General features: G+C 67.6%; 19 protein-coding genes and 1 riboswitch. Of the genes, 16 read left to right on the top strand and 3 right to left on the bottom strand.

Annotated features, from left to right (window positions below):
- Positions 1-676: 676 nt before the first annotated feature.
- Complete coding sequence (gene cysS, locus SH203_RS05465) at positions 677-2128, bottom strand: cysteine--tRNA ligase (RefSeq protein WP_087119847.1); 1452 nt, start codon at positions 2126-2128, stop codon at positions 677-679.
- A gap of 131 nt (positions 2129-2259) precedes the next feature.
- On the opposite strand from cysS, the gene folE reads away from it, so the two are divergent.
- The 16 genes from folE (at position 2260) to SH203_RS05385 (ending at position 16985) form a co-directional block, all read left to right on the top strand.
- Positions 2260-2871: a GTP cyclohydrolase I FolE gene (gene folE / locus SH203_RS05460; protein ID WP_087119846.1), complete on the top strand. Its 612-nt coding sequence runs from the start codon at positions 2260-2262 to the stop codon at positions 2869-2871.
- Between the two features lie 169 nt (positions 2872-3040).
- Positions 3041-3475 carry a biopolymer transporter ExbD gene (locus SH203_RS05455; RefSeq protein ID WP_087119845.1) on the top strand — a complete coding sequence of 145 codons (435 nt, stop codon included), beginning with the start codon at positions 3041-3043 and terminating at the stop codon, positions 3473-3475.
- 143 nt (positions 3476-3618) lie between these two features.
- On the top strand, positions 3619-5451 hold the full coding sequence (locus tag SH203_RS05450; RefSeq protein WP_087119844.1) for a gamma-glutamyltransferase family protein: 1833 nt from the start codon (positions 3619-3621) through the stop codon (positions 5449-5451).
- Positions 5452-5691: 240 nt separating this feature from the next.
- Positions 5692-6420 carry an SPFH domain-containing protein gene (locus SH203_RS05445; protein WP_087119843.1) on the top strand — a complete coding sequence of 243 codons (729 nt, stop codon included), beginning with the start codon at positions 5692-5694 and terminating at the stop codon, positions 6418-6420.
- Positions 6417-6764 carry an MmcQ/YjbR family DNA-binding protein gene (locus SH203_RS05440; RefSeq protein ID WP_087119842.1) on the top strand — a complete coding sequence of 116 codons (348 nt, stop codon included), beginning with the start codon at positions 6417-6419 and terminating at the stop codon, positions 6762-6764. Before SH203_RS05445 ends, SH203_RS05440 begins: the two co-directional genes overlap by 4 nt.
- A 51-nt stretch (positions 6765-6815) precedes the next feature.
- Complete coding sequence (locus tag SH203_RS05435) at positions 6816-7700, top strand: serine aminopeptidase domain-containing protein (RefSeq protein ID WP_087119841.1); 885 nt, start codon at positions 6816-6818, stop codon at positions 7698-7700.
- Between the two features lie 36 nt (positions 7701-7736).
- The gene (locus SH203_RS05430) at positions 7737-8579 is read left to right on the top strand and encodes an aldo/keto reductase (protein ID WP_087119840.1); all 843 of its coding nucleotides are present in this window, start codon (positions 7737-7739) and stop codon (positions 8577-8579) included.
- A gap of 62 nt (positions 8580-8641) precedes the next feature.
- Positions 8642-10171, top strand: coding sequence for a UbiD family decarboxylase (locus SH203_RS05425; protein ID WP_087119839.1), 1530 nt, complete (start codon positions 8642-8644; stop codon positions 10169-10171).
- A gap of 155 nt (positions 10172-10326) precedes the next feature.
- Positions 10327-11232: a DUF3829 domain-containing protein gene (locus SH203_RS05420; protein ID WP_159457539.1), complete on the top strand. Its 906-nt coding sequence runs from the start codon at positions 10327-10329 to the stop codon at positions 11230-11232.
- A 173-nt stretch (positions 11233-11405) separates the two neighbouring features.
- Positions 11406-13187 (top strand): M14 family metallopeptidase, encoded by a 1782-nt coding sequence (locus SH203_RS05415; RefSeq protein WP_200808822.1) that lies wholly within the window; start codon positions 11406-11408, stop codon positions 13185-13187.
- A gap of 3 nt (positions 13188-13190) precedes the next feature.
- Positions 13191-13598, top strand: a complete 408-nt coding sequence (locus SH203_RS05410; protein ID WP_087119836.1) for an MAPEG family protein — start codon at positions 13191-13193, stop codon at positions 13596-13598.
- Positions 13599-13637: 39 nt separating this feature from the next.
- Positions 13638-14984, top strand: a complete 1347-nt coding sequence (locus SH203_RS05405; protein WP_087119835.1) for a TldD/PmbA family protein — start codon at positions 13638-13640, stop codon at positions 14982-14984.
- Positions 14981-15775 (top strand): 3'(2'),5'-bisphosphate nucleotidase CysQ, encoded by a 795-nt coding sequence (locus SH203_RS05400; protein ID WP_087119834.1) that lies wholly within the window; start codon positions 14981-14983, stop codon positions 15773-15775. Before SH203_RS05405 ends, SH203_RS05400 begins: the two co-directional genes overlap by 4 nt.
- 94 nt (positions 15776-15869) lie before the next feature.
- Positions 15870-16121, top strand: a complete 252-nt coding sequence (locus SH203_RS05395) for a DUF4170 domain-containing protein (protein ID WP_087119833.1) — start codon at positions 15870-15872, stop codon at positions 16119-16121.
- An 89-nt stretch (positions 16122-16210) separates the two neighbouring features.
- A complete protein-coding gene (locus tag SH203_RS05390; RefSeq protein WP_087119832.1) occupies positions 16211-16414 on the top strand; it encodes a hypothetical protein in 204 nt (67 codons plus the stop codon).
- Positions 16415-16514: 100 nt separating this feature from the next.
- A complete protein-coding gene (locus SH203_RS05385) occupies positions 16515-16985 on the top strand; it encodes a hypothetical protein (RefSeq protein WP_143275688.1) in 471 nt (156 codons plus the stop codon).
- Positions 16986-17021: 36 nt separating this feature from the next.
- Here SH203_RS05385 and SH203_RS05380 read toward each other — a convergent pair whose 3' ends face one another.
- Positions 17022-17687 (bottom strand): tyrosine-protein phosphatase, encoded by a 666-nt coding sequence (locus SH203_RS05380; protein WP_087120177.1) that lies wholly within the window; start codon positions 17685-17687, stop codon positions 17022-17024.
- 31 nt (positions 17688-17718) lie between these two features.
- Complete coding sequence (locus SH203_RS05375) at positions 17719-18684, bottom strand: DMT family transporter (RefSeq protein ID WP_087119830.1); 966 nt, start codon at positions 18682-18684, stop codon at positions 17719-17721.
- 98 nt (positions 18685-18782) lie between these two features.
- Positions 18783-18926: riboswitch (FMN riboswitch) on the bottom strand.
- Positions 18927-18978 lie beyond the last annotated feature (52 nt).

The raw sequence follows: 18978 nt of genomic DNA, 5'->3' as shown, positions 1-18978 counted from the left end.
TCGACGAAGGGTTTGACGCTCCGCGCGGCTGGTTGACCTGCAAGCTCGGGGCGTCGAGCGGTGGCGGTCTTATCGCCTAACCCCATAAGCCTGCGACGGGTCGGCGGGGTCTGCGAAACCCCGTCCCGAGTGCGGCCGAGTATCCCCCTCGACCCTCCGACGGCGCTCCATGAGTCGCCGCCGGCGCGATGGAGTTTCACCACCGCTCCCGTTCCCTCCGCTCTCGCCGCCGCAAGGTCGCAGGCCAGGCGAGCCCTCCATGCGACGAGACGCGGTTAGAGTACGCGCGTTTGGAAGGGGGGATGGGAGATGGGGGACATAATTCGGCAAGCGGTTGGATTTGTTGGGAATGCACCAGCCGCATTGTGATGGCTGGGGCCGACCGCCGCCCACGGTCGTCATCCTCGGCCTTGTGCCGAGGATCCATAATCCCGGCAGTCGCCGCCGCGCCCTGATCTGGAAGCACCGAGCGTATGGATCCTCGGCACAAGGCCGAGGATGACGAAATGTAGTGGTGGGGGCGTCCGTCTCCTCCCCATTTCATGGCGAGGTGGCTCGGAGCGGAGCGGAGAGCCGGAGGGGTTCTCAGCCGCATCGCAGACGCCTGTGGGGCTTCAAGAGCCCCTCCACCGCTTCGCGGTCCCCCTCCCCACCATGTGGGGAGGAGACGATGTATTCAGCCCTTCACGCGCCACGTCGGGCCGTCGGGGCCGTCCATGACGATGACGTTCAGGGCGTTCAGGCGGTCGCGGATGCGGTCGGCCTCGGGCCAGTCCTTGGCGGCGCGGGCGGCGGCGCGTTGGTCCAGCAGGGCCTCGACCTCGGCCTTCAGGGCGGGATCGCCGCCCTCGAACCACACGTCCGGCGTCAGGGCCAGGACGCCCAGCAGGCCGGCGGCTTCGGCCAGGCTCCAGCGGGCCATGGCGACGTCGTTGATGTCGGCCTCGGCGTCGTTCAGAAGGTCGCGCAGGGCGTTTGCGAGACCAAACAGCTGGGCGATGGCGCCCGGGGTATTGAGGTCGTCCTCAAGCGCGTCCAGCACCGGACCCAGGGCGTTCTCGGCCAGCTCCATCTCGGCCTCGTCCAGCGTGGCCATGTCGAAGTCGGCCAGGGCCGCGTCGGCGTCGCGCAGGACGCCGTACAGGCGGTCCAGGTTCTTGCGGCTCTGATCCAGCAGGCCCTGGTTCCAGTCCAACGGCTGGCGATAGTGGGCGCTCAACAGCGCCCAGCGGACGACCTCGCCCGGCATGGCCTGGACCAGGTCGTGCAGCAGCAGGACGTTGCCGACCGACTTGGACATCTTTTCCGCGTCCACGGTCAGGAAGCCGTTGTGCATCCAGTAGCGGGCGTATTCGTCGTGGGCGTGGTCGCCGTGGGCATGGCCGTGGGCGCAGACCCCTTGGGCGATCTCGTTCTCATGATGAGGGAAGACCAGGTCGATGCCGCCGCCGTGGATGTCGATGGGCAGGCCCAGGTTCTGCTCGATCATGGCCGAGCATTCGATGTGCCAGCCGGGACGTCCCTCGCCCCACGGCGAGGGCCAGGACGGATCGTCCGCCTTGGACGGCTTCCACAGGACGAAGTCGTGGGGGTTCTTCTTGTAGGGGGCGACCTCGACGCGGGCGCCGGCGATCATGTCGTCCAGGTTCCGCCCCGACAGGGCGCCGTAGGCCTTGTAGGACGAGACGTCGAACAGGACATGCCCCTCGGCGGCATAGGCGCAGCCCGCGTCGACGATGGACTGGATCTGGGCGACGATGGCGGGGATATGGTCGGTGACGTGGGGCGCCATGTCGGGGGGCGACACGTTCAGCAGGCCCATGTCGGCCAGATAGGCGGCCTCGTAGCGGACGGTGATCTCGCCGATCGGCACGCCCTCGCGCGCGGCCTTCTGATTGATCTTGTCGTCAACGTCGGTGACGTTCCTGGCGTAGATCACATGGTCGGCGCCATAGGTCCGGCGCAGCAGCCGCACCAGCACGTCGAACACCACCGGCGGACGCGCATTGCCGATATGTGCATAGTCATAGACGGTCGGGCCGCAGACATAGAGGGTCACACGATCCTTGTTCCGGGGTTCGAACAGGCGCTTTTCACGGCGCAGGGTGTCGTGGATGTGCAGCGGCATTGAATAAGTCTTCAGCGGGTTTTCTTGCGGGACGGAGGGTCTGTCCCATATAGCGGCCTGATATACAGTCCCGATGGATTGTAGAAGGTAAACCGGGCGACCCCGCCCGCCCCGGCCGGAAAATCGAGTTCATGAGCGTCATCCCCGCCAAGCCCGTCCTCGTCGCGGACACCGTGCAGCGTCCGTCGCGCGAGCAGGCGCTGGAGGCGGTGCGGACCCTGATCGCCTGGGCCGGGGACAATCCCGAACGGCCGGGCCTGGTGGATACGCCCAAGCGGGTGGTGGACGCCTATGCCGAATGGTTCGACGGCTATGACGCCGATGCGGCCAAGGAGCTGAGCCGGACGTTCGAGGACGTGACGGGATACGACGACATGGTCATCCTGCGCGACATCGAGGTGGAGAGCCACTGCGAGCATCACATGGCCCCCTTCCTGGGCAAGGCCTATGTCGCCTATCTGCCCGGCGAGAAGGTGGTGGGGATCTCCAAGCTGGCGCGGGTGGTCGAGATCTATGCGCGGCGCCTGCAGAATCAGGAAACCCTGACCAACGACATCATCGAGGCCATCGAATCACACCTGCAGCCGCGCGGGGTCGCGGTGATGCTGGACGCCGAACACCAGTGCATGACCACGCGCGGGGTGCATCACCGGCACGTTTCGACCATCACGACCCGCTTCACCGGCGCCTTCAAGAACGATCCTGCCCTGATGGACCGTTTTCTGAAGCTGGCGAAGGCCTGAGGCCGGCGGCGGCGGGGGACTGTCGCGTATAATTGACGTTCGGGAACGACGGATCGTTTAGAACCGCTTTACAAGCGCGCAGCGGGACGCCAAGAACCGAACAAGCTTTCGGGCGATCCATAGGGAAATGCCGGCGCGGATTGCAGCCGGCGAGTAACGGAGACGATGCATGGCTGCGAAGATCGGCGGTTCCGGCGGGGACAAGCACACGATCGAACAGACGGCGGATATCAACATCACGCCGTTCATCGACATTCTGCTGGTGCTGATGATCATCTTCATGGTCGCCGCGCCGATGGCGACCGTCTCCATCCGTCTGGACCTGCCGCCCGCGCAGCCGCCGGTGAACCCGACCAAGGAAAAGGAACCGGTGTACATCACCATCCAGGAAAACGGTCAGCTGTTCCTGTCGGACAAGCAAACCTCGATCGACAACCTGCCCACCGACGTCTGCACCGCCCTGGGCGGCGGCGCCTGCCAGGAAGAGCGCGTGTTCGTCCGCGCCCAGCCGGAAGTGAAGTATAAGCAGTTCATGGAAGTCATGAACAAGATGCAGGAGAACGGCTTCTTCAAGGTCGGCCTGCTGAACGAAGACATCACCTGAGTTCAGGCTCAGTCCCAACGATCAGGGCCGCGTTCCGAAAGGGACGCGGCCTTTTTCTTCGTCCGGCGGGTGGGCGGATTGGGGCTTGCCGGATCGGCGCCGCGCCCGCTTGATGGCGCATCGGTTGTTCGAGGAGTTCGCCCATGCGTCGTCGCACCTTCCTGTCCGCCCTGCCCGTCGGGGTCATGGCGACGAGCGCGGCCCAGGCGCAGCAGCCGACCGCCGGCCCCGTTCCGCCAGCCCCCGTTCCGCAAGCCCCTGCCCGACCGGCCGACCCTTACGCCGGGATCGGCATCGGCGACCGGATCAGCGGGCCGAAGTTCATGGGACGCTCGACCGTCTGGGGCGCGAAGGGGGCGGCGGCGACGGCGCATCCGGCCGCCACCCTGATCGGCATAGACACCTTAAGGCGCGGCGGATCGGCCATCGACGCGGCCATCGCCATAAATGCGGCCCTGGGCTTTCTGGAGCCGACGGCCAACGGCATCGGCGGCGACGCCTACTGCCTGATGTGGGACCCGAAACAGAGGAAGGTCGTCGGCCTGAACGGCTCGGGGGCCAGTCCGCGCGGGCTGAGCCTGGAGACCGCGCGGTCCAGGGCCGTGGACGGCTATCTGCCCCGCTATGGCGCGGTGACGGTCAATGTGCCGGGCGCGGTGGACGCCTGGTGGAGCGCGCACCAGCGGTATGGAAAACTGCCGTGGAAAGACGTGCTGCTGCCGGTCGCGGAGCTGTGCGAACAGGGCGCGCCCGTGCCCCAGGTCATCGCCTACTATCTGGAACGCAACATGGCCGCCTTCGACCGGGGCCGGATTCCGATCGAGGAGAACGATAACAGGAAACGCATCTGGGCCGCCGGCGGGGCGACGCCAAAGGTGGGCGAGATGTTCGCCAACCCTTATCTCGGCAAGACGCTGCGGATGATCGCCGAAGGCGGGCGCGACGCCTTCTACGACGGCCCAATCGCCGACCGTATCGAAGCCTATTTCAAGCGGATCGGCGGCTGGATGACCCGCGCCGACATGGCCGCCCATCACACCGAATGGGTCGAGCCCATCCAGACCAACTATCGCGGCGTGGACGTCTTCGGCCTGGGGCCGAATACGCAGGGGCTGTCGACCAACCAGATCCTGAATATCTGCGAACAGTTCGATCTGAAGGCCATGGGCTTCCAGTCCGCCGCCTCGCTGCACGTCCAGGCCGAGGCCAAGCGGCTGGCGTTCGAGGACCGGGCGCGCTGGTTCGCCGACGACCGATTCTCGAAAACCCCGGTCGAGTGGCTGAACTCCAAGGCCTATGCCGCCGAACGCGCCAAACTGATCCGGCCGGATCGGGTGATGGACCGCGTCATGCCGGGCGACGCGCCGCACCACGGCGACACCACCTATTTCAGCGTCGCAGACAGCGACGGGATGATGGTCAGCTGGATTCAGTCCAACTATCGCGGCATGGGCTCGGGCCTGGCGCCGGACGACGGGTCGGAGCCGCTGGGCTTCATGTTCCAGGACCGGGGCGAACTGTTCGCCCTGACCGACGGCCACCCGAACGTCTATGCGCCGGGCAAGCGGCCGTTCCAGACCATCATTCCGGGTTTCGCGGTCAAGGACGGCGAGCCGTGGATGGCGTTCGGCGTCATGGGCGGCGCCATGCAGCCGCAGGGCCAGGCCCAGATCATCATCAACATGGTCGATTACGGGCTGGAGCCGCAGGCGGCGGGCGACGCCCCGCGCTGGCAGCACTACGGCTCGTCCGAGCCGACCGGCCAGCCGCAGGAGGGGACCGGGGTGCTGCATCTGGAGAGCGGCGTGCCCGAGGCGACCAAGGCCCAACTGCGAGCCATGGGCTGGACGCTGGGCGAACCGGACGGCGGGTTCGGCGGCTATCAGAACGTGATGAAACAGATGAACCCCGACGGGCGCTGGACCTATGGGGCGGCGACCGAGATGCGAAAGGACGGCATAGCTCTGGCCTATTGAAGGCTGGACGCAGGGACGGTCGGCGCTAAGGTGAGGCGGGGCTTTCGCCCCTGTCAGAGGTCGTCTCGGCGCGACGCCCGGTCACGGGCGCGGTCAGCCGCAAAGGGGCGCCTCTCGTGTGTTTGACACAGGAAGGACGCCCGGCGCCGGCCGAAAGGCGAGCCGTGGTCGGGCCATGCGGGCTTCGGGCCCCCGCCCTGCCGCCGCGGCGCCGGGCGTCTGTGTCGCAGGAGACGATGAATGGGCCAGATGGCGATCTATGTTCCGATCCTGACGCCCCTCGCGGTCCTGATCGGCGCCGCCGTGCTGCTGAGCCGTTTCCGGCGCGTGCGGGTCAACAGCTGGGAGCGGACGGCGGTTTATATCGACGGCGCGTTCGACCGTCTGCTGGCGCCGGGGGTGCATCGGCTGTGGAAGGGGCATGGTCGGCTGACGCTGGCGCCCGTCACCCTGGACCGGCAGGTGCGGTCGGTGCGGGCCGATGTCCTGTCCGTCGAACGGATGCCGCTGCGCCTGACCGCCTCGGCCCTGTTCCGCATCGAGAACGCCGAACTGTCGCTGCGCGAGCCGGTCGAGCCGCGCCTCGATCTGGCGGTCCAGTCCGCCCTGATCCGCCTGGCGGCCGAGACGCCGCTGGAAACCCTGCTGGCCCAGGCGCCGGAGACGGCCGACGCCCTGGGCGCGCGGGTGGGCGAGACGGTCGGCGCCGCGCGGGTCGAAAGGGTCGAGATCGCCGCCGTCACCCTGCCGCCCGAGATTCGCCGGCTGATGAGCGATGTCGAGCGGGCGCGGCTGGACGGTCTGGCGGCGCTGGAACGCGCCCGCGGCGAACAGGCGGCCCTGCGCGCCCTGGCCAATGCGGCGCGCCTGTTGAAGGACAATCCCGAGCTGGCGCAGCTGCGGCTGCTGCAGACGGCCGAAAACGCCAAGGCCGCGACCATCGTCATCGGCGACGCCCCCCGGCAATGACCCGCGAGGAGGTGCGCGCCCTTCTGCTGTCGTTTCCGGGCGTGGAGGACGGCGTGTCCTATGGCGAGCCGTCGTTCAAGGTCAGGGGCAGGTTCTTCACCTGGATGAGGCCCGCCCTGGACGACAGCATCGTGGTCCATCTGGATAATCTGGACGAACGCGACCTGTTGATCGAGATGGACCCCGCCGTCTTTCACTTCACCGACCATTATCGCGACCACGCCATCGTGCTGGCGCGGATCGCCACGGTCGATCCCGTCTGGCTGAAGGCGGCCTTGGAGAAACGCTGGCGCAGGGTCGCCCCCAGGGCGCTGACGAAAGCCGTCGACGCGGGCTTGACCTGACGCGAGGGAAATCGGGCAAGGTCCGTTTACAATAACAACGGACGGGATGACATGGCGGTCGGAGTCGAGGACTGGATGATCGAGGCCCGCGACGGCTGGCCGCTGGCGGCGACGCTGTTCCGCCCCGACAGCCCCCGAATGGCGGTGCTGATGTCGGCGGGCACCGGGTTTCCGCGCGGATTCTATGGCCGGTTCGCGCGCTGGATGGCCGAACGCGGGGCGGTGGTCCTGACCTATGACTATCGCGGGATCGGCGGGTCGCGGCCGGACGATCTGGCGGCGATGCGGATGGACTATCCCGACTGGGGGCGGCTGGACATGCCCGCCGCGCTGGAGGCGCTGAAGGCGGCGGCGCCCGGCCTGCCGGTCTTTCACGTCGGGCACAGCGTCGGCGGCCATTTCGTCGGCTTCATGCCCAATCAGGCCGAGGTCGACCGCCACGCCTTCGTCTCGGTCGGGACGGGCTGGTGGGGCGGACACCACCGATCCTACAACCCGTTCGAGCTGTTCTTCTGGCTGGTTCTGGGCCCCGGCGACATCCGCCGGCACGGCTATGTCCGCAGCGGCAGGCTGTGGCGCGGGACCGACCTGCCGCGCGGCGTGTTCCAGACGTGGAAGCGATGGTGCTTGAAGCCGAGCTATTTCCTGACGGAGCTGGCCGACGGGCGGCTGGAGCCGCAGCAGTTCGACAGGGTGACGGCGCCGATCCGGTCGTGGATCTTCAGCGACGATCCCATCGCCACGCCGGGCACCGGACGGCGGCTGCTGGACGCCTATCGCGCCGCGCCCGCCGAAATCCGCCGCCGCGCCCCCCGCGACTATGGCGTCAAACGCATCGGTCACGAGGGGGCGTTCAGAAAGGGACTGGAGCCGCTGTGGGAGGAAATCCTGGAATGGTTCGAGGCGGGTCTTTCGGCGGCCCGGCCGAGCGCCTAATTCCGTCCCTCCTCCCCCGACGCTCAGGAGCGCCCCATGGCCTATGGCGACCAGCCCACCATCACCGTCGACGACGTCGAAATCCCCCTGTTGGGGTTCGGCACCTGGCAGCTGGAGGCGGACGACGCGCGGCGCATGGTCGCCGAGGCGCTGCGGATCGGATACCGCCACATCGACACGGCCTGGATCTACAAGAACGAAAAGGCGGTGGGCGAAGGCCTGCGAGATTCGGGGCTGGCGCGCGACGACTTCTTCCTGACCACCAAGATCTGGGTCGAGCATTTCGACCATGACGGCCTGCTGCGTCAGGCGCAGGAATCGGCGGACAGCCTGGGAACGGTTCCCGACCTGCTGCTGCTGCACTGGCCCAAGGCGACACCCTCGTTCGAGGAGACGCTGGGCGCCCTGAACGAAGCCAAAGACCAGGGGCTGACCCGGTCGATCGGCGTGTCCAACTTCCCGTCGAAGGAATTCCGTCAGGCGCAGGCCCTGTCGAAGGCGCGGCTGATCACCGACCAGGTCGAGCATCACCCCTATCTGGGCGTCGATCGTCTGGTCGCCACGGCGGCCGAACTGGGGTCGTCGATCACCGCCTGGTCGCCGCTGGCCCAAGGCAAGATCGCCGATGACGCCACGATCAGCCAGATCGGCCAGGCCCACGGCAAGACCAACGGCCAGGTGACGCTGCGCTGGCTGATCCAGAACCGGATCATCGCCATTCCGCGCACTTCCAAGGAAAGCCGCGCGCGCGAGAATTTCGACATCTTCGACTTCGAACTGTCGGCCGAGGAGATGCAGCGGATGAACGCCCTGGATCGCGGCGAACGCATCGGCGACTGGATCGACCCGGCGTTCCAGTGGGACAAGCCGGGGGCCTGACCGCCAGGGGTGCGGCCGCGCGGGGCGTGACAGCGGGGCGCGAGCCGCCTAAGCCACGCCTCATGGCCTATAAATCCCTGCGTGACTTCATCCAGCAACTGGAAGCCGACGGCGAGCTTGTGCGGGTGTCCGAGCCGGTCTCGACTGTGCTGGAGATGACCGAGATCCAGACCCGGCTGCTGCGGAACGGCGGCCCGGCGGTGCTGTTCGAAAAGCCGGTCATGCCGGACGGGTCGATCAGCCCCATTCCCTGCCTGGCCAATCTGTTCGGCACGGTGAAGCGGGTGGCGATGGGGGTGACGCTGGAAGGCAAGGCGCGCACCACGACGGCGGAACTGCGCGAGGTCGGCGAACTGCTGGCCTTCCTGAGGAATCCGACGCCGCCGCGCGGACTTGGCGATGCGATGGAGATGCTGCCGCTGGCGCAGACCGTCATGTCGATGCGGCCCAAGACCGTGAAGAAGGCGCCGGTGCAGGAGGTGGTGCTGAAGGGCGACAAGATCGACCTGACCGCCCTTCCCGTCCAGTCATGCTGGCCCGGAGAGCCCGCGCCCCTGATCACCTGGGGCCTGGTCGTGACCAAGGGGCCGTCGGACGACCGCGAGGACGATTTCAACCTGGGCATCTATCGGATGCAGGTGCTGGGCAAGGACAAGGCCATCATGCGCTGGCTGGCGCACCGGGGCGGGGCGCAACACTACGCCCGGCACAAGAAGGCCGGAAAGCGCGAGCCCCTGCCCTGCGCCGTGGTGCTGGGCGCCGATCCGGGCACCATACTGGCGGCGGTGACGCCAGTGCCGGACACCCTGTCGGAATATCAGTTCGCGGGCCTGATGCGGGGCGCCAAGGCCGAATTAGTTCCGTGCAAAACCGTGCCCCTGATGGTCCCGGCCCAGGCCGAGATCGTGCTGGAAGGCCATGTCCTGCTGGACGAGTTCGAGGACGAAGGCCCGTATGGCGACCACACCGGCTATTACAACTCGGTCGAGAAGTTCCCGGTGTTCCAGGTCAGCGCCATCACCATGCGCCGCGACCCCATCTATCTGACCACCTTCACGGGGCGGCCGCCGGACGAGCCGAGCGTGCTGGGCGAGGCGCTGAACGAGGTCTTCATTCCCCTGTTGCGCCAGCAGTTCCCCGAGATCGTCGATTTCTGGCTGCCGCCCGAAGGATGCAGCTACCGGATCGCCGTGGTGTCGATGAAGAAGGCCTATCCGGGCCACGCCAAGCGGGTGATGCTGGGCGTCTGGAGCTATCTGCGCCAGTTCATGTACACCAAATGGGTCATCGTGGTGGACGACGACATCGACGCCCGCGACTGGAAGGACGTCATGTGGGCCATCTCGACCAAGATGGACCCGGCGCGCGACATCACGGTGATCGAATCCACGCCCATCGACTATCTGGACTTCGCCTCGCCCGAGAGCGGCCTGGGCTCCAAGATCGGCCTGGACGCCACCGACAAGTGGGAACCCGAGACCAAGCGCGAATGGGGCGAGGAGATCCGCATGGATCAGGCCGTCATCGACCGGGTTTCCGACATATGGGACAAGCTGGGCCTGCCCGGCGACGGCAAGCCGATCTGGAAGTGAAGCGCCTTCAAGCACTTGCGATTTCGTCGCACGGCAAAGGCGTTTTTTGAGAACCCAACCTTTGCCGTAGGTGTTTCTCTTTACACTGAGCCGAGGCGGAACCCGGCTCCTCATGGAAGGGAAAACCTATGAAGTCTCGGACAGCGGTTAGCGCGATGGCCTTGGTCTGCGCGATGACGATGGGCCTGGCGGCCTGCGGACAGGGCGACGGCAAGCCCGGCCCCAACGGCAGAACCGAATCCGTGAAAGCCGCCTCCGGCGACGAGGCCACGCAGCAGAAGTTCGGCCTCTACACCGAAGCCTTCAACAAGCTGATCGACGAACACTGGGGCGTGCCCGAGAACTTCGGCAAATACGAGAAGCTGAACGTGCCGGCGGCCGATCCCGGCAGTTCGATCTATTTCCCCGAGAACATCACGACGCTGGAGCAGTCCATCGCCAAGCTGAAGGAGGCGCGCGCCCTGTCCGGCGGCGGCAAGAGCCAGCGCGCCGATGCGGCGGTGGACAAGCTGATCCCGCAGCTTGAGGCCCTGCTGGCGCAATGGAGGACGCTGACCCCCTATTTCGAATCCCGCGCCTATCGCGACGACGGCCTGGCCAAGGCCAAGGCCGCGCACCCGGCCCTGATGGCCGCCTATCAGGCCTCGCTCGCCGGGATCGGCGAACTGGATGCGGCCCTGTCGGAGTACCAGCGCGCGCGCAACGCCGCCCAGATCGCCGCCCTGACCAAGTCCGGCCATACGGCGGAGGCCAGCCTGGTCGACGCCATGCAGAAGGCCGATCACTTCACCACCGCCGTCCTGGAGGACAAGCCGGAAGAGGCCGACCGCCTGCTGCCCGGCCTGGTCGAGGCGACAGCCAAGGTGCGCGAGGCCGAGACGAAGATGGCGACCGACGCGGCGAACAAGTCCGAGTTCAGTTCGATCGCCAACCGGCTGGATTCGATGATCGGCTCGTGGCGCGACTACAAGCAGAGCAAGTCGGACTACGAGCGCGAGAGCATCGTCAGCGACTACAACAGCGCCATCGACCGGATGGACGACGTCGAAATGCCGTCCTGATCGCGACCCCGTCCCCGTCACGGCGTCCGTGACGGGGACGGATCGGCGAACCGCCAAGCTTGGCGCGGTTGAAACTTGTCACACAGCGGCAATCGGCTCACGAAGGGGCTATGCGATCCCCTTTTCTGGTCACGGCGCTGGTCGCCGCCCTTGCCTGTAGCGTGAGCCCCGCCATGTCCCAGACCCCGCCTGCGTCGCGTCCCAACGCCGCCCCCTGGGACCAGCCGTTCCTGCCGCCCATCCTGCCGTGGGACGGGGCGTCCAGGGCGCTGTTGCGGGGGGCGTCCGATCCCTGGGTCACGGCGTTCGAGGCCGATCCGGCCCATGATTTTTCGCCGAACTACGCTGACACCCGCGCCTGGTTCGACCGGCTGGATCAGGCCAGCGACCTGATCCGCATCGAACAGTTCGGCGTCTCGCCCGAGGGACGGCCCATCTATGCGGTGATCGCCTCCAAGGACGGGGCCGCCTTCGATCCGGCCAAGCCCGTGCTGATGATCCAGGCCGGCATCCACCCCGGCGAGATCGACGGCAAGGACGCGGGCATGATGCTGCTTCGCGACATCGCCTTCTATGGCAAGGACGCCCTGCTGGACCGGGTGAATCTGATCCTGATCCCGATCCTGAGTGTGGACGGGCATGAGCGGGCATCCGCCTATTCCCGCCCCAACCAGCGCGGGCCGCGCATCCAGGGCTGGCGCAACACCGCGACCAACCAGAATCTGAACCGCGACTATCTGAAGCTGGACCAGCCCGAGATGCGGGCGGTGCGGGGTCTGATCCTGAAATACCGGCCGGACCTGTATGTGGACGTCCATGTCACCGACGGCATGGATTATCAGTACGACGTCACCTTCGGCTTCAACGGCGAGGACGGGGCGTTCAGCCGCTCGCCCCACGGCTCGGCCTGGCTGGATACGGTGTTCAAGCCGGCGATGAACGCGGCGCTGGAGCGCGAAGGCCATATCCCCGGCGAGCTGGTGTTCGGCCTGGACGACGACGATCCGAAGAAGGGCCTGTCGGACGGCGGCCTGGGCGAGCGGTTCTCCAACGGCTGGGGGGCGGCGGCCCATGTGCCGACGATCCTGATCGAGAACCACAGCCTGAAACCGCACGAGCAGCGGGTGCTGGGCGCCTATGTCTTCATCGAGGAGGCGATGCGGCTGCTGGCCGACAAGGGTTCGGCCCTGCGCGCCGCGACCGATCGGGACAGGGCGCTGCGTCCCGCCGAAATCCCCGCCAATTTCGAGGCCGACGACGCGCCGTCGTCCACCCGTCCGTTCAAGGGCGTGCTGTACGAAATGTACGACAGCCCCGCCTCGGGCCGGAAGGAGATCCGCTGGCTGGGCCGGCCCGATCCCGACATCTGGCAGATGCCCTTCTATGGCTCCAAACCGGGCCTGATGCTGAATCGCCCGGCCGCCTACTGGATTCCCGGCTATCGCACCGACATCATCGAGCGGCTGAAGGCGCACGGGGTCGAGATGGAGACGCTGGCGGCGCCGCGCACGGTCAATCTGTCGATGCTGCGTCTGGTGGAACCCAAACTGGCGACGCGCGCCAACGAGGGGCACGTCCAGGCCTCGGTGAAGACGGTCGAGGTCGAGAAACGCGACTGGACCTACCCGCCCGGCTCGGTGCGCGTGTCGACCGACCAGCCGCTGGGCGACATCGTGGTGCTGTTGCTGGAGCCGCAGTCCAGCGAGAGCTTCTTCGCCTGGGGGATGTTCCCCGAGGTCATGAGCCGCGTCGAATATATCGAGGCCTACGCCATCGCGCCGCTGGCCGAAAAGATGCTGGCCGCCGATCCGGCGCTGAAGGCCGCCTTCGAGGCCAGGCTGGCGGCCGATCCCGCCTTCGCGGCCGATCCGCAGGCGCGTCTGGCCTGGTTCTATGAACGGACGCCCTTCTATGACGACCACTATCTGCTCTATCCCGTCGGGCGCGAGGACTGATCGATGAGTTCGCCGCTGATGCTGGCCATACAGGCCGCCGCCCTGTGGAGCGGTCTGCTGATCCTGATGATGCTGGTGCTGTCGGGCATCGTGGTCAGCGGACGGCGCAAGCACATGGTGTCGCTGGGCGACGGCGGGAACGCCGACCTGATGGCGGCCAGCCGCGCCTTCGGCAATCTGGTGGAATATGCGACGCCGGGGATGATCGCCATGCTGCTGCTGGCCGCCGTCGGCGCGCCCGCCTGGATGGTGCATGGGGTTGGGGCGACGCTGCTGGCCGGGCGGATCAGCCACGCCCTGGGCCTGTTGTTACAGACCGGGCCGTCGCTGGGCCGGGTGGTTGGGATGCTGCTGACCTGGGTGGCGCTGCTGACCGCCGCCGTGGGGCTGATCGCCTTCGCCGTCGTCTGACGCGGTTGCGGTGCAGCGGGCCGTCCGCCATATCGGGGCATGACTGACGCCTCCGTTTCCGCCGATCTTCTGAATGACATCGTCCAGGCCGCGCTGAAGGCCGGCGCCGACGCGGCGGAGGCGGTCAGCGCCGACCGCCGCTCCCTGTCGGTCGGGGTGCGAAACGGCGGGCTGGAGGATGTGGAGCGCGAGGAATCGCGCGACCTGGGCCTGAGGGTCTTCGTGGGCCGCCGCCAGGCGTCGGTGTCGGCGTCGGACCTGTCGCCCGCGACCCGGGCGCGGCTGGTCGAGCGCGCGGTGGCCATGGCGCGACTGGCGCCCGAAGACCCCCACGCCGGTCTGGCGCCGCAGGACCGGCTGGCGCGCGGCCCCCTGCCCGACCTGGACCTGTTCGACGCCACCGAGCGCAGCGCCGAGGCGCTGGAAGCCGCCGCCGCCGAGGCCGAGGCCGCCGCCCTGGCCGTGACCGGCGTGGCGCGATCCGAGGGCGGTCACGCCTCCTGGGCCTCCAGCCGCTGGCGGCTGGTCACGTCGCACGGGTTCGACGGCGCCTATGAGGGGTCGGCCTTCTCGCTGGGCGTCGGGGTCATTGCCGAAAAGGACGGGGCGATGGAGCGCGGCGGCGAGAGCCGGTCGACCCGCCACCTGTCCGACCTGCCCGGCGCCGAACGGATCGGGCGGACGGCCGGCGAGCGGGCGATTGCTCGCGTGGGACCGCGAAAGATCGCCTCGACCACCGCCCCCGTCATCTTCGACAACCGGATGGCCGGCCAGATCGTGTCGCCGGCGCTGGGGGCCATATCGGGTCCGTCGATCGCGCGCGGCACCTCCTTCCTGAAGGACCGGCTGGGCCAGCCGGTGTTCGCGCCGGGCGTCGCCCTGATCGACGATCCGTTCCGCCCGCGCGGCATGGGGTCCACGCCGTTCGACGACGAGGGCGTGGCGGTCGAACGACGCGCCCTGTTCGACGACGGCGTCCTGACCACCTGGCTTTTGAACAGCGCCTCGGCGCGGCAACTGGGCCTGCAGTCGACGGGCCATGCGTCGCGGGGCCTGGCCGGGCCGTCCGGCGTCTCGACCCACAATTTGCATATGGAGCCGGGCGAGCGCGATCTGGCGGGCCTGATGGCTGATGCCGGGTCGGGCCTGCTGGTGACGTCGATGTTCGGGCCGTCGCTGAACGGCAATACGGGCGACTGGTCCGCCGGGGTGTCCGGCTTCTGGTTCGAGAACGGCGTCATCGCCTATCCGGTCAGCGAAGTGACCGTGGCCGGCAAGCTGACCGACCTCTATCTGCGGATCGAGCGGGGCTCGGACCTGGAGTTCCGGGGTGGCTTCAACGTGCCCAGTCTGATGTTCGACGCGGTGGCCATCGCCGGCAAATGACGGACCTGAACGCCGACCTCGACCTGATCCGCCAGGCCGCCATCGACGCGGGCGCCCTGGCCATCGCCGAGCGCGAGGCGGGGCTGACGACCCAGGCCAAGCCCGGCGGTTCGCCCGTCACCAGCGGCGATCTGAAGGTCGACGCCATGCTGAAGGACCGGCTTCTGGCGGCGCGGCCCGACTATGGCTGGCTGTCGGAAGAGACGGCGGATTCGCCGCAGCGGCTGTCGAAACGGCGCATCTTCGTGGTCGATCCAATCGACGGCACGGTCGCCTATATGAAGCGGACGCCGTGGTGGTGCGTGCCCATCTGCGTGGTCGAGGACGGTCAGGTCGTCGCCGCCGTCATCCATGCGCCCGAGGTCGAGGAAACCTATGCCGCCGTGCGCGGGGGCGGGGCGACGCGCAACGGCCGGCCGATCCAGGCCTCGGACGTCGACACGCTGGAGGACGCCTCGGTCCTGGGCGACGCGCGGCTGATCCAGGCGCCCTGGTTCGAGGAGCCGTGGCCGCCGATGCGGTTCGAGAAGCGCAACGCCCTGGCCTATCGCATGGCGCTGGTGGCGTCGGGCGCGTTCGACGCGGCCCTGGCCCTGACGCCCAAATGGGACTGGGACGTGGCCGCCGGCTGGCTGATCGCCACCGAGGCGGGGGCCAGGGTCAGCGACCATCACGGCCGCCCCTGGGCCTTCAACCGGCCCGACCCGCGCCAGGCCAGCCTGGTCTGCGCCGCCCCCCTGATCCAGCCGATGATCGTGCAGCGCTGTAAAAACGTGCCGTTTTCGACCTGAGGCGAGGGCGGAAAAACCCCGGCCCGCATTGATCCGAGGCCATTCTCGGCCTATTGCGCGCGCAAAGCCCCCTCCCCCAACGCCTGGATTGTCGATGCCCGACCAAAACACCGTCCCGCCCCAGCTTCTGCACATCGTCATCGGCGGCGAGCTGCGTCACCTCGGCGAACCGACCTTCCGCGACCTGTCGCAGGTCGAATTCGTCGGCGCTTTCGGCAGCTACGACGAGGCCAAGAAGGCGTGGAAGGCCCGCGCCCAGGCCACCGTGGACAACGCCCACATGCGCTACTTCATCCTGCACGCCCACAAGCTGATCGACCCGCGCGCCGACGCGGCCCAGGACTGACGTCAGACGTGCGACATCGGGGCGTGCGACGTCGGGGCGACCGAACCGGCGCCCCGATCCGACGTTTCGGTCCATAGTCGAGGACGACCATGAATCTGGAACCGCAACAGACCTTTCAACTGATCAGCCTGCTGGCCGTGCTGGCGCTGTTCAGTTTTTCGCTGCGCGACAAGATGAACTATGCGCGCTGGTTCAAGAAGTGGGAAGCCGACCGAAAGGCCCGGCGCGACGCCGAACTGGCCGCCGAGGCGCGCGAGCGTGGCGAAGGCGACAAGACCGGCCCCTGGGGCTGAATTCTCGCCTAAATGCGCGCGCCTGCCGATCTCGCCACCTTATCCCGAGAGCAGATGGTCCAGCGTCCATCCCGATAGAAACAGGATTTAGACGGATCACATGCGGCGGGAATATACACGAGAAGAACGCTTACACCGGGCCGCGCGCCGCGTGGCGATGCATATTCGCGGCATGTGGCAAGAGAAGGGGAACTCTGACACCCGACTGCTGAATCCGCCCCTGATCCCTGACGACCTAGTGATCGTTGGACGGTCAGTCGCGATCGGCGCCACCTATCGCGAACATGTCGTTCCTCGGCGGGTGATCGTGGAAGCCTGCCACTCCATGCTTGAGAATAGCGACAGCGAAGCCACCGTCGAGGAGATGGCCGCTTTCATTCTGCAGCACCTGAAGATCGTTTATGTCACGCCCGATGAAGCTGTGCGTTTGAACGGCCCTGGCGTGCGGCAGCACATGCCTGACGGATGGTCGGCAGGCGGGGATATTTTCACTCGATTAGAGCTAGCCGGTGTAGTCTGGACAGCAATACCCGAGACTGCCGATCTTGCTGTGACAGCGCCTGTTGATTGACCCAGCGAGGCTGACGACGTTGGGCGGCTTGGCCCCCTACTCCCGCCGCAGCAGTTTGTCGGTCAGCAACGTGCCCCACCAGCCGGCCTTGAACGCGGCGCGGATGGCCTGGGGGTCGTAGTCGGGGCTGTCGATCCAGTCGATGAAGGCGATCCCCCGCGGCTCGACCTCGGCGACGTATTTCTCCAGCGTATAGTCCAGCACGCCCGTCAGCCCCTCGCGCGAGTGCAGGTATTTCTTGGACAGCTGGTTCATGGCGACCGAGATCGGCTCGCCCAGATGGAAGTGGCGATAGAAGACCGCCATCATCCCCGCCCGGTCCGCGCCCGACTTGCAGTGGATCAGCACCGGATACTGGATCGTCCTGAACAGGTCGCGGGCGCGGTGGATGCGGTCGCGTTGCGGGGGATCGCGCGAATCCAGCGGGGCGTCGATCAAGGTCAGACCCAGCCGGTCGCAGGCGTCCTTCTCCAGCCAGTAATAGCCCTCGTCGCGTTCGCCGCGCAGGTTGATGACGGTTTTGACGCCTTTCGACTTCCAATAGGCCAGCTGGCGCGGCGACGGCTGGTTGGTGCGCACCAGGTCCGGTCCCAGCCAGTGGGCGTTGGAAAAGGCCAGGCGCAGAAACGCATGGTCCGCCCAGAAATAGTGCCAGTGAGCCTTGAACCGGCCCCAGGCGGTGGTGAGATCGAAACGCGACATGTGGGCCAGATAGCGATCCGGGACCGCCGCGTCATCCTCTCCCGACGGCCGGGGCGGCCCGCGCATGCGGCGCGCGGCTCTCGATCCAGAAGATGAAGACCGAGGCGGCGACGATCAGGGCCGCCCCCGGCCAGAACCAGGGCGAAGGCGTCTGGCCCAGCAGCGACCAGCCGATCAGGCCGGCCAACGGCGCCTTCAGGTCCGCGAACGGCTGCAGATAGGTCGCGTCCGCCCGCTTGTAGGCCCAGGCCAGCAGATACTGCGCCGCCGCCGTCAGCCCGCCGAGGGCCAGAAGGAGCAGCAGGCCGGTCCCCTGCGGCAGGGCGAACGGCAGGCCCGTCGCCACGTCCGCCGGCAGGACGAAGGCGAAGGCGTTGGCCGACAGAAGGATGGCCAGATGGTTGGGCGTGATCAGCACCAGCAGGGAGACGGTCAGGGTCTCGGGGCTTTCCTCGCGCGCCAGGGCCTTGGTCAGGACGTCGGTGGCGGCCCACAGGGCGGCGGCCAGGATCGGCGTCAGGGCGGGCCAGTCCAGCCGCTCGCCCCCCACGCCCGAGACCACCACCGCGCCGACGAAGCCGGCCAGGGCGGCGCCGAGCCGCGCGCCGGACACCCGCTCGCCCAAGAACAGGGTCGAGCCGACGATGACGAACAGCGGCCCCGTCGCCAGCAGCGTCACCATCTGCCAGATCGGCACGCCCGAGGCGAAGCCATAGACGAACACATGCACACCCAGGGCCGAGGCGAAGGCGCGGGCCTGGTGCGCCAATGGATGGCGGGTCTTCAGCTTGCCCAGCCCGATCCGCATCACGACCGGCGCCATCAGCACCGAGGCGATCAGATATTGCCAGAAGGCCATGCCGGTCGAACTCATGCCGAACTGCTGCGGCAGGATCGACTGAATCGTATTGGCGGCGGCGAACACCAGGCTGGCCGACAGCATCGACAGCGCGCCCATTGAGGCGGCGGCGGGACCGGGCGAGGAAATCTGGTTCAATGGTCGTCCTTTCCGTAACCAGCTTCCCCAGGGTTACGGGCGACGACGCGCCGAGCCGCCGCCCGGCGAGGGGCGGCGAACGCCGGCGAGGCGTTTGGTCCCGTTCTCTTTCATCCGGACTATACCGTCGGCCCCGGAATCGCACCGGATCTGCTGACCTCTCCTGGCGGGGAGAGCGCTCGCGGGCTTGGCGTCGCCGCCTTACCGCCGGTGGGGAATTTCGCCCCGCCCTGAGAACACTGCGGGCGAACCCGCAGCCCCCTAGTTAGAAAAGCCGCGCGCCGTCTTCAACCG

This window comes from Brevundimonas sp. SH203, assembly GCF_002157625.1.
In the GTDB taxonomy this organism is placed as follows: domain Bacteria; phylum Pseudomonadota; class Alphaproteobacteria; order Caulobacterales; family Caulobacteraceae; genus Brevundimonas.
Note: the sequence above shows the minus strand (reverse complement) of the source record. Positions and strands in the feature narration are given on the sequence as shown.